The following is a 12,210-nucleotide window of genomic DNA, read 5'->3' as shown; positions in this document are numbered from 1 at the left end:
TCTGTGCAAATTGAGAGTTTAAATTTGCCCCGAGTTTCCCGTATTGTCCCACCATGTCCTGTTGTCGTTTCCTCTTTGCATCCCTGGTGTGCTCCCTGGCCGCCAGCTCGTTACCCGCCGAACCCCAGTGGATCTGGGCCTCCACCAAGGCCGTGGACAAGGAGAAACCCTCCTTCCGCAAAACTTTCGAGGTGGCTGGCGATGCCAAGTCCGCCATTCTGAAACTGACCTGTGACAACGGGGCCACTGCCTTCCTCAATGGCAAGCAGGTGCTGGTGAACCCGGACTGGCAGGAGCCGAGCCAGGCAGATGTGAAAGCCTCGCTCAAGCCGGGCTCGAACGAGTTGGTGATCAAGGCCTCCAACGAAGGGGGTATGGCCGGTCTGGTGGCCGTGCTGACCGTGGAAGGCAGTGATGGAAAGAAGACGGTGGTGGAAACAGGGAACGGCTGGGAGGTCGCGGCAGAAAACACCACGGACTGGAAGCCTGCCGTCACGGTGGCCAAGTACGGGGCGGGCCCCTGGGGGGATGTGTTTGGCAAAGGAGGCAAGGGGGCCGGTGCCAACAATGCGCCGGGTACGGCGACGGATCCGAAGGACATTGCAGTACTGCCAGGGTTCAAGGTAAATCTGCTCTACACCGTGCCGAAGGCCGATCAAGGCTCCTGGGTGAGCATGACGACAGATCCGCAGGGGCGGATGCTGGTCGGCGACCAGTATGGTGGCATCTATCGCGTGACATTGCCCCCGGTGGAGTCCAATGCCCAGGCCAAAGTTGAGACACTGGACTTGAAGATCGGCGGGGCGCACGGGCTGCTCTACGCGTTCGACAGCCTCTATGTGATGGTGAATGAAAAGGGCGCTCCCCAGAACCAGGGGCGTGAGAGCGGTCTCTATCGCCTGAAAGATCTGGGCAAGGGCCAGTTTGCCGAACCGCAACTCCTGCGCGCTATCAAGGGCGGTGGCGAACATGGACCCCACACCATCGCCTTGAGCCCCGATGGCAAGTCATTCTACATTGACTGTGGGAATCACACTCAGCTGCCAGTGAACATGGAGTTCTCCCGCGCAGCCCGGGCCTGGGGGGAGGATCACATCCTGCCCCGCATGTGGGATGCCAACGGCCATGCTCGCGGCATCCTGGCTCCTGGCGGCTACATTGCCAGGACGGATCCAGAGGGCAAATCGGTGGAACTGTTCTGCTATGGCTTCCGCAACCAGTTTGACCTGGCCTTCAACGATGCGGGGGATCTTTTTACCTTTGACGCCGACATGGAGTGGGACCTGGGCAGCCCCTGGTACCGGCCTACCCGCATCAATCATTGCGTGAGCGGTGCCGACTACGGCTGGAGGAGTGGTTCAGGGAAATGGCCCACGTACTACCCAGACAGCCTGCCTGCCACGGTGGACATCGGTCCCGGCAGCCCCACCGGCGTCGCCGCGGGCACGGGTGCCAGCTTCCCCGCGAAGTACCAGCACGCCATCTATGCGGCGGACTGGACTTACGGCACCATGTACGCCATTCACAGCACGCCCAAGGGAGGCACCTACGAGAGCGTGAAGGAAGAGTTTGTGAGCGGCAAACCACTCCCACTGACAGATGTGCTCATTCATCCGCAAGATGGTGCCATGTACTTCGCAGTGGGAGGGCGTCGCACCCAGAGCGCGCTCTATCGTGTGACCTACGTGGGCAAGGAGTCCACGGCGAAGGTCGGTCCACTTGCCCCCACACAGGAGATGCAGTTGCGGCGTCAGCTTGAAAAGTTTCACGTGGATGGGAGTCATCCCGATGCGATTGGCCAGGCCTGGCCCCACCTTTCTCATCCAGACCGGTTTGTGCGCTACGCCGCCCGGGTGGCAATCGAGAAGCAGCCGGTGGACCTCTGGGACAAGAAAGCGATCATGGAATCCAATGTGCAGGGTCGCATCGAGGCGCTCATTGCCTTGAGCCGTGTTGGCAACAAGAGCCACCAGTCTCCGGTCCTGGAATCGCTGGCCACGATTGACTACAACAGTCTCGACCAGGAGCACCAGTTGCAACTCCTGCGGGCCTGGCAGCTGGCGTTGGTGCGCTTTGGCAAACCGGCACCCGATGTGTGCCTGAAACTGGCAGAGAAGCTGGAGCCGCTGTTCCCCCAGAAGAGCAATGCGGCCAATCAGGAGTTGAGCCAGATCCTCATCTTCCTGGACTCCAAGCAGGTGGTGGCCAAGACGCTGGGACTCATGGCCACGGCCAAAGATGAAAGCGGCCAACTCGCCTCTGAGGAGCTGCTGGCGCGCAACTCCGGCTATGCCCGCGCTGCCGGTGACGTGCACTCCAGCCAGCCCAATCGCCAGCAGATCTCGTACATGTTTGCCCTGCGCAATGCGCGCCTGGGCTGGACACCGGAACTGCGGCAGACCTATTTCTCCTGGTTTCCCCGCGCCCGTCAGTGGAAGGGCGGAAACAGCTTCAAGGGGTTCATTGAAAATACCCGCCAGGAAGCGCTGGCGAACTTCGTGCCGGATGCGGATCGCGCCGCACTGGACCAGCTCTCCAGCAAGTCCGATGCCCAGACGGTGGCAAACTACGTGGCACCCAAAGGGCCGGGCAAGGCCTACACCATCGAAGACGTGCTCAAGCTCGCACAGGGAGGCTTGAAAAACCGCAGCTACGAGAATGGCAAAGCCATGTTCAACTCCACCATGTGCCTCACCTGCCACCGCTTCAACGGCGACGGCGGCAGCATCGGGCCGGACATCACGGGCTCTGGCAACCGTTATACCTTGCGCGATTTGCTGGAAAACATCATCGATCCCAGCAAGGTCATCTCCGACCAATACGACAGTCATCAGATCATCCGCACGGATGGCAGCATGATCATTGGCCGAGCGGTGGGTGAGGAGAATGGCGTCACCATGGTGATGATGAATCCGTTTGCCCCCACGCAGCTGACGAAGATCAAGAACGAGGAGATCAAGGAGAAAAAGCCCTATGCGGTGAGCATGATGCCTCCAGGGTTGATTAACACCTTGAACCCCGATGAGGTGCTGGATCTGGTGGCCTACATCCTGTCGGCGGGAAATCCGCAGGACGCGCGGTTTGCGAAGTGAGGAGTTAGACGTTAGACATTATCAGCGGCTGCCGGTGTCGAAGGATGCCGGCAGCCGTTTTATTTGGGCTTGTAGGGATTGGGCGTGGGGAGTGGCTCAGTCCACGTCCACCAGTTGCACACCGCCGTGTTCAAAGCGGATCCGTCCCTCGCGAAGGAGAGCCCCAATGGCCTGCTTGAAGGACTTCTTGGAGACCCCAAAGGCATAGCGTATCGCTTCCGGTGGGCTGGAGTCATCCAGGTCGAGGTGGCCGCCGCTTTCTTTGAGCTTGTCGAGGATCTTCTGCGTGAGCGGGGAGATCCGCTGATAGCCCGTGTCATCAAGCCGGAGGTCGATTTTGCCGTCTGGGCGCACCGTTTTCACATAGCCCTGCATGCGCTGGCCGGGTTGAAGGGCGGCGTTGAGATCCGAATGGTAGAGGAGGCCCCAGTGGGCGTTTTCCACGATGGCATTGAAGCCCAGCGGGGTCTCGTCCGCGATGAGCAAATCCACGGCCTCGCCGTCCTGATAGAGGGGCTTGGTCCGGTTGATGTGGCGGTTAAGCTTCATGGAAGCCACCAGACGGTCGCTGCGCTCATCCAGCATGAGATAAACGATGATGCGATCCCCAGGTGCCACGTGGCCATTTTGCTCACTCATGGGCAGCAGGAGGTCCTTGCTAAGCCCCAGATCGAGGAAGGCTCCGATGCGGTGATTGAACCCCAGCACCTTTAGGCAGGCAAACTCACCCACCACGGCGTGCGGAGTCTCAGTCGTGGCCACAAGGCGGTCCTCAGAATCGGAGTAGATGAAGACCTCAACGTCACTTCCCGGGATGACCGAGGGCGGAGCATACCGGCGGGGCAGTAGGATTTCGCCATAGGCCCCCCCGTCAAGATAGAGCCCCTGGGATGCCTGCCGCACTACGCGCAGGAAGTTGAATTTTCCGATTTCGGCCATGGTGAACCATAGTGCACCACAGCATTCCGGGGGAACAAAAAGTGCAAATAGGGAGAAATGGCAGGGAGGGGGTCTAAAGGATAGGCTTAGAGGCTAGGATGTACAAAGTCACTCCTAGAGTGAGGATTTTATTCACATCCGGTCATGTTTTTGGCAGACTTTGCCAAAAAAGGGAAATCCTCAACCCGGAGGCTCCTCAGGCACCTCTAGTTTTCTGATCCCCATGTTTCACAAGTTTTCCGTTATAGCGTCGTGGCTGGTGATGGTGCTTGCGGCACCGAAGGGCTTCAGCGCCAACGTGTATTGGGATACAAATGGGACGACGACCGGTGCAGGTGGCACCTCGCCCTCAGGCACATGGGATGCGGCGACCGCCCGGTGGAACACCAGCAGCGCGGGAACAGGTGCGGTGGCTGCCTGGGCGGCGGGAAATGCAGCTTTCTTCTCTGCTGGAACCGATGCCACGGGGACCTACACCGTGACTGTTGCAGGGACGCATAGCATCGCAGGCCTGACGTTTGAGGATGGGGCTGTGACCTTGGACGGTGGCACCTTGAACTGGACCACCGCAGGAAATATCTCTGTTGCTGCCAGCCGGACTGCCATCATCAACTCCGTGCTGTCCGGTTCTGTCGCGGTGGCCAAAACCAGCACGGGGACGCTTCGACTGGCGGGCTCAACCGCCAACACCCTGTCAGCGGACTTTACAGTCTCGGCGGGCACTCTGGAACTGGCAAAATCTGCGGGCGTGAATGCCATCGCGGGCAACTTGGTCATCAATTCTACGAGTGGGGTTGTCACCACCATTCTGAGGGCCGACGAACAGCTTGCCGATACGGCGACGGTTTCCGTAAACAGCACCAGCACCTCCAACTACAGCAACTTTCAGCTCAACGGGTTCACCGAAACGATTGGTGGGCTGACCCTCACCACGGTCACCGGGGCTGGTGCGCAGGTCCTGACGGGGACTGGAGGCAGGTTGATCGTCAACGGCAACATCAATTTCAACAACAACCGCAGTGCGACTACGGGGAATAGTGCTCGTGACATTCTGATTACTGGCACTGGGACTGACGGCACCGCCGCGCCGAATACCGGGTATCTGGATCTGGGCGGTGGTGTTCGCACCATTACGGTGGCGACAACCTCCACGGGATCGAATGCGGTTGATACAGACGCGACGATCGAAACCATCATCGAGAATGGTGGAATCGTTAAAGAGGGTGCCCGGATGCTCATCTTGAGTGGTGACAACACCTACACAGGTGGCACGACCATCAACGCTGGCGCGATCAGAGTGGGCTCGGGAGGGACGACTGGTTCCCTTCTGGGGAACATCCTCAACAATGCGGCTTTGGAGTTTAACCGTTCCAACCTCTCAACCTTCGCAGGGGACATTTCTGGGACGGGTACACTTACCAAGTTGGGGGCAGGAATCTTGGTCCTGTCTGGAACCAACACCTACGGTGGATTGACGACCATCAGCGCCGGAGCCATTCGCGGCAATGTGGGCACGGGCAATTTGATCCTAAATGGCGGTGTGTATGAGAGAAGCGGAGCTCTCAATGTCGATATTGGTTCAGGGAATGGACAGGTCCGCTGGGGGGTGGGGACCCACGGGGGCTTTTCTGCCAACGGGGGGCAGCTTACCGTTACGTTGAGCAGTGGATTGCAGCTGGTCTGGGATGCAAACACCGAGTTTGTGAATGGCACCGGACAGCTGTTGTTTGGCTCCACGGGATCGGACAATGTTGTAGAGCTTGTGAACAGCATTGACTTGAACGGCGCTGTTCGCACCGTCCAGGTGCTGGACAATACTTCCTCTACGGCTGACAAGGCCGTGCTTTCCGGTGTGCTGAGCGGCACCGGAGCTTCAGCGCTCACGAAGACCGGTGCGGGTACGCTGGAACTGCGTGGGGTCAATACCTTCGAAGGAGCCTTGACCGTATCTGCGGGAATCCTGCAGTTCTCCCAAAATGAGAATTTGGGGGGCACCGGCGGCAATGCGGTGACTCTGGGCGGAGGCAGTCTCCAGTACATCGGCACCACGGCCAGTGCGTATAGCGGGACCATCACGCTCAGCGCGTCCTCCACTATCTCCAATGTCGGAGGGGGGGATCTTACCATCAGCAGTCTCACCCCGCTCGCGGCGAATCTGACTCTGGCTGGCACAGGTGTTATCACATTCAGCAACACCTTTGGGCAGGCCCTGGCTGACCGTACCATCACCATCACCAACACCGGGGGTGTCTTCTTTAACAACATTACCCTCACCGAGAGCACCACTTCAGCCCGGACGATGATTTTCAACGTCGCGGCCGGATCCACCGCCACCATCAGTGGTGTCATCGCAAACGGCACGACCCAATCCAGTGCCTTCCGGCTGGATGGGGCCGGGTCGGTGATTGTGCTGACGACTCCGACGTTTACCAACGAGCTTCGACTCAATAACGGCACCCTGGAACTCAGGGCCAGCATGGGTGGGCAGACCTCGACCAACTCTCTGGTATTCTCGAACACCGCCGTGGCTGGCAGCGAGGCCACGCTGAAACTTGATGGAGCGGGAGTGGTCTATAATCTCACGGGGTTGGTGGTCTATGCTGCGAACAGCGGTGTTACAGGCACGGCTACCATCGAGGGTACGGGCTCGTTGAGCCTGAATGGCACGACCAGGACCTTTGATGTGAGACCCTCAGATGGCACGGATGAGGAGTTGGTCGTCAGCGCGAGCATCATCAATGGCACGGGCTCACCAGGCATCACCAAAACGCGCAACGGGACGCTGGTGCTGTCTGGCACCAATTCATACTCGGGGACCACTACTGTTTCGGAAGGGGTGCTCAAGCTCGATTACCGCTCCAATACGGCATCGAAAATCGCCAGCGCCGGAGCGCTCGCGATGAATGGAGGCACCTTGGAACTGGTCGGCAATGCCTCCAATGCGGTAACCCAATCGGCGGCGGGATATACGGTAGGGCAGGGAGCCAACCGCATTCTTGTCAACGACAGTGGCAGTCCTGGTATGATCTTGTCGCTCGGGGCCCTGACCTCGACGGCGGCGGGTCGGTCTCTGGATGTTGTCATCACCGGGGCCAATGCATCTGTGAACACCACTGGGTGGGTGGTTACAAACGGCATTCTGGGTGGCTGGGCAACGTTCAACAGCTCCAAGTTTGCCACCGTGGACGCCAACGGGAACATCGTGGCGGCAGCAGCGGCGGCGAAGGATGACGTGTCCACTTGGGCAACGGATGAGAATGTCACCGATGCTTCAGGCTACTCTGGCTCGACGCTCAGTTTGGCCAAGATTAACAGCCTTGTCTTTCAGAGTGCGGGCTCTGCTTTCCAGATTACGGACACGCTTGATATTACCAGCGGCGGTATTGTCAGCGTAGCCTCGGCTGGGGGGAATTCCATCTCTGGAGGCAGGCTGACTTCCGCAGGTAATGCCTTTTTCATTCACCAGTTCAACACGAGCGCTGCACTGACCATCTCCTCACTCATCAGTGGTAGCAGCTCGATTACGAAGGCGGGCGAGGGCGAGCTCATTCTCAACTCGGCTTCGAACTCCTATTCGGGCTCGACCTACGTCAACAAGGGGACGCTCACTGTCAACGGCGGCAATGCCATTGGCGATTCGTCGGTGGTCAATCTCGATGCTGTCACGGGAGTGACATTGAACCTGCTCGCCGATGAGACGATCGGTTCCCTCACTGGAGGCGGTACGGACGGTGGGGTGGTTATGCTCAATGGCCAGACGTTGACACTGAACAACGGTTCAACCTTCAGTGGGCGCTTTTCCGGGGCCGGAACCATTGTGAAGCTGGGTTCAACGAACCTCACCCTGAACACAGTGTCGCACACTGGCTTCACCGGGACTGTGGAGGTGAACCAGGGATTGGTAAGCTTGACGGGCAATGGCATCGCGAACATGACAAACGCCACGCTGTGGAAGTTAAATTCCGGGGGCGGTCTTCTAATCGACAACAACGGCTCATCGAGCGCTCCCAGTCGCGTGGGGGATACCGCTGCGATCGTGATGAACAGTGCCAACGGTCTGAGTGGCACCGCCCTTCCGTATCGGGGCCTGTGGAAACGCACTGATCAGAATGGCGGACGAACGGAAACGGTGGGGGCTGTCACCCTGGATTCGGGCTCTTCATACAGCACTCTGGAAGCCTCGACCAATGTCGCGAATACCAGCAGTCTGGCGCAGATTACTGTGGCGTCCGTCGCCCGGAACAACTACGCGACATTCAACGTTCGCGGTACGAACCTTGGGACGTCGTCCACCGTTGTTGGACGAACCTTTTTCAGGCTGGCGACGGCGGCGGAATCGGCCTTCACCACCAACAACCATATTGGTGGAGGTGGCGCGGCACTCTCCAGCACGATCAGCATCGTGCCATGGGCGGTGGGGCAGGATTTGGGATGGAACCTGCTGTCCACTACCGTCAACAACCAGCGGGGGAATTCATTTGTCACTTATGTTGCGGGCATTGGTTTCAGGCCGTTGAATCTGACCTCTGAGTACAGTGCCTTTGCCGCAGCAGGGGCCGCCTCCAACGTGAGGGAGACTTTTTCGACGGATCTTTCCGGGCTTGCAGGCAAGACGATCAATTCCCTCGTTTTGGACAATTCTTCAACGACAGCCGCCGCGATCGTCACGGGGTCAGGCAGTTTGGTGGTGACCAGCGGCGCGTTTCTTTTCACGGCTGTGGATTCAGCCAATGCCACCTTTGCAGAACTGGCCTCCCCACAGGGAATCACGCTCAGCGGATTCTCGGACATTACAGTGGGGCCGACGGTTGGCAACGTGGGCAATGAGTTCATCTTTCATGTGGTGAACAGCGCGGCTTCGGGTGTGACCATCACCTCGAACCTGATCAACTCCACGGCGGGCAACACGGCTCTGACCAAGTCCGGTATTGGGACCTTGATCCTGACGGGAAACAATTCCTACAGCGGTACCACCACTCTCAACGAAGGGGTCTTGGAGATCGACGGCTGGGAGAGCATCGGGGGCTCATCCGGCACTGCGGCCATCGTGTTTGCTGGCGGCACGCTTCGTCTGCAGACAGGGATTGCCGGGGCATTGAACCGCACCGGTGGCATCGCGCTGGCTGACGCAGGCGGTACCGTGGACACCAATGGCGTTGACGTTGTCGTCAATACCGCGCTGGTGGATGTGGCCGGAATGAATGGGGGACTTACCAAGAAGGGACTCGGAACCCTTACGCTTGGGGCGGCTTCGAGTTACACGGGCGCCACCACCGTGTTGGAAGGCGTTCTGCGAGGAGCGGTCAATCAGGCCATTGGCACCGGTGATCTGGTTGTGTCCGGCGGCAGTCTTGATCTGCAAACACTTTCCGCCAACGTGCGTCGGGTAACACTCAGTGGGACCAGTGCCCAGATCCTCGGAAGTGGCGTATTGACCAGCGATGGCAGCGTATTTGATCTACAGAGCGGGACAGTGGAAATGAATCTGACCGGGACGTCGAAGGTGGTCAAAACCACTGCGGGGCTTGTTACGGTGACGGGAGTCAGTTCTCATACAGGCGATACCCTGATTTCAGAAGGGGTGCTGCGTTTCACTTCTGCGAATGGGTTCTCCACCAGTTCCATGCTGGAGTTGAACGGTGGCATCCTGGAAGGGAATGGTTCTTTTTCCAGGACCATCGGCATGGGAGCCGGACAGTTCATCATGACGGGTGGAACCTCAGGGTTTTCCGCCTACGGCGGCACTTTGACGGTCAGTCTCGGAACGGCCAGTTGGGGCACTTTTGGGTTCAACCCTTCTGCCTTGGTGCTCAATGCTGCCACTGCGGACGGCCTTCTGAACTGGGCCACCAATCTCAATCTCAACGGTGCTGTGCGAACCGTCAACGTGCAGGCCACTACGGCGCGTTTGTCAGGCGTCGTTGCAGACGGATCGGGTGCCGGAGGACTTACCAAAACAGGAACAGGCACGCTGGAGTTTGATTCCGTCAATACCTACACCGGCGTTACCAACATCAATGCAGGGGTCCTGAAATTTAATGTGAATCAGAGCCTGTCTGGGGCGCTACAGTTTGGCAGTGCAAACAACATCACCACGTCCGGGAAACTGGACCTAAGCGCTGCGAGCGCGCAGTTCTCGAGCATGGTGGTACAGACCAACTCTGATGCCAACACGAATGAACTGATGATCGGTGCCGGTCAAAAACTCGTCATCAACGGTGCCGTGGCCATTGGTAGCAATGCGGCGGCAGCGACGACCACGTTGTTCAAAGCCAGCGGGGATGGGGAGTTTGAAGTGAACAACACGGCTAGCGGTTCGCTCTTCCAGGTTGGAGGGGTGAATACCGGAAGCGGACAGGCAAACCGGGCGGTCGCTGATTTCGGTGATCTCGCGAAGATGACGGTCACCTTGAACTCCACCAATGGGGTTTTCAGGGTGAACCCATCCAACTCCAACAACGTCAGCAACCGGTGGAGCACACTGACCCTGGCAAAGGAGACAGAAATCACTGCGGCCACCCTTGCAGTGGGGGATGGCGGGGTGCACAGCGGTCTCGCCGGCCAGGTGAACACCGTCATCTTGGGCAGCGTTAAGAACGAGTTCTACGTCAACGCCATCAACATTGGGACTGGCAACCGTGACATGGGGGCCATCCGCTTCGATGCGGCTGACACAACCGGCACCTTGCGCGTGCGCGGCACCACTGGTGACACCTCACGGGCTGCCTTTAGCATGGCTTCGGCCGGCGGCGGTACTGGCGCGGGTGGCGACGGCAATCTTTTCGACGTCCGGGGGCACAGTGTGGACCTGCTTTTTGGCACCACCATCATCGGCACCCAGAACCGCTTGAATGCTTATACCAACTACTTTGCTTTTGATACGGGCAGGCTCCAAATGACCAGTCTCACGTTGTCCGGCAGAACTGGAGGGTCCACGACGACGGGAGCGAGCCAGTCTCGAAACGTTACCAGCACGATGGACATTGGAGGCGGTGTGGTGATCATTGACAACGGCATCCTTTCGCTGGCTTCGGTTGCAGGATCGTATGACGCTTCACTGAACCCGGCACCAGTGGTGACGGGGATCGTCAACATCTCGGGAGGAGAGGTGACGGTAGGGCAGACCAGCAACAACTCGGTGGTGATGGGAGCCAACACAGCAACGAGTACCGGGAACACTCCGCAGTCTGTGGCTCACATCAACATCACGGGCGGGAAGGTGACGATGTCGGGCAACATCGTGCGCGGGAACACCTCTGGGGCCGGGCTCAACGCAGGTGCGGTATCGGTAACGGTCACGCTCGACGGAGGTGAGTTGGACATGTCAGGTCGGTCGATTGGGGCTTCCACCGCGATGATTAACTTTGTCCTCAACTCCGGCACGTTGAGGAATCTCGGGCAGTTTAACGGCGGGGCGACGGTGCTTGATAAGAATGGGAGTGGTCTCTTAAAGGTTGGCGGTTTGGTTAATGCGAACGGCGGCATCAACATCAATGGCGGATCGGTGGAATTGCTCACTGGATCCAACTTGGGTGGCGGCAATGTCGCCGTGAACAACTCCGCAGTGCTTGCAGGCAATGGCAATGTTTGGACCACCACTCTCAATTCCGGAAGCATCCGTCCTGGCGAAATCAGCGGCAATCAAATCGGCAAGCTGGTGTTTGAGAACGGGCTGATCGTCAAAGCAGGCCCCACTGCCACGCCAAACAGTGTGGTGATGCAGATTCGGGGAGCCACGGGCATTGCCGATCTGAGTCAGTACTCCGTTGCAGAGCTGGCAGAGAATGCCGGTCACCTCGTGTTCGAAACTACGGGTGATCACGATCACATCAATGTAGTGGGCGAGTTGACTTGGGAAGCCGGCACCGGTGGGACGCAGACCACAAAGATCGTCGTGGAGGATTTGGGGGTGAGCTACTCCTACGGCATGGTGTTTAACCTGTTCGACTGGTCGGGCATGTTGCCAGCAGAGTTCCTGTTGCCGACAGGTCCTTACGCCGGAGGAGCCGGGTACGACCTGGTGCTTCCTGATCTTGGTGATTCTGGTTTCCTATGGGATGTCTCGCTGTTCAAAGAGTACGGTGCTGTCGTCGTGGTGCCTGAGCCGGGGCGGATGATGCTGTTTGCCGTGGGCTTGTGCGCGTTGGTGATGCGCCGGCGTCGGAGGTGGATCTGATTT

Annotated in this window: 3 protein-coding genes; 2 read left to right on the top strand and 1 reads right to left on the bottom strand. The window is 58.7% G+C overall.

Features of this window, described 5'->3' with window-relative positions; translation table 11 throughout:
• Nucleotides 1–53 precede the first annotated feature (53 nt).
• Nucleotides 54–3,092, top strand: coding sequence for a c-type cytochrome (locus VSP_RS22230; protein WP_009963454.1), 3,039 nt, complete (start codon nucleotides 54–56; stop codon nucleotides 3,090–3,092).
• A gap of 96 nt (nucleotides 3,093–3,188) precedes the next feature.
• On the opposite strand, the gene VSP_RS22225 is transcribed toward VSP_RS22230, so the two are convergent.
• Nucleotides 3,189–4,031 carry a CvfB family protein gene (locus VSP_RS22225; protein ID WP_009963452.1) on the bottom strand — a complete coding sequence of 281 codons (843 nt, stop codon included), beginning with the start codon at nucleotides 4,029–4,031 and terminating at the stop codon, nucleotides 3,189–3,191.
• A gap of 223 nt (nucleotides 4,032–4,254) precedes the next feature.
• On the opposite strand from VSP_RS22225, the gene VSP_RS22220 reads away from it, so the two are divergent.
• On the top strand, nucleotides 4,255–12,207 hold the full coding sequence (locus tag VSP_RS22220; protein ID WP_081452657.1) for an autotransporter-associated beta strand repeat-containing protein: 7,953 nt from the start codon (nucleotides 4,255–4,257) through the stop codon (nucleotides 12,205–12,207).
• Nucleotides 12,208–12,210: the final 3 nt, after the last annotated feature.

The sequence above is a fragment of the Verrucomicrobium spinosum DSM 4136 = JCM 18804 genome (assembly GCF_000172155.1).
Classification (GTDB): domain Bacteria; phylum Verrucomicrobiota; class Verrucomicrobiia; order Verrucomicrobiales; family Verrucomicrobiaceae; genus Verrucomicrobium; species Verrucomicrobium spinosum.
This window is presented reverse-complemented; position numbering and strand designations above follow the sequence as displayed.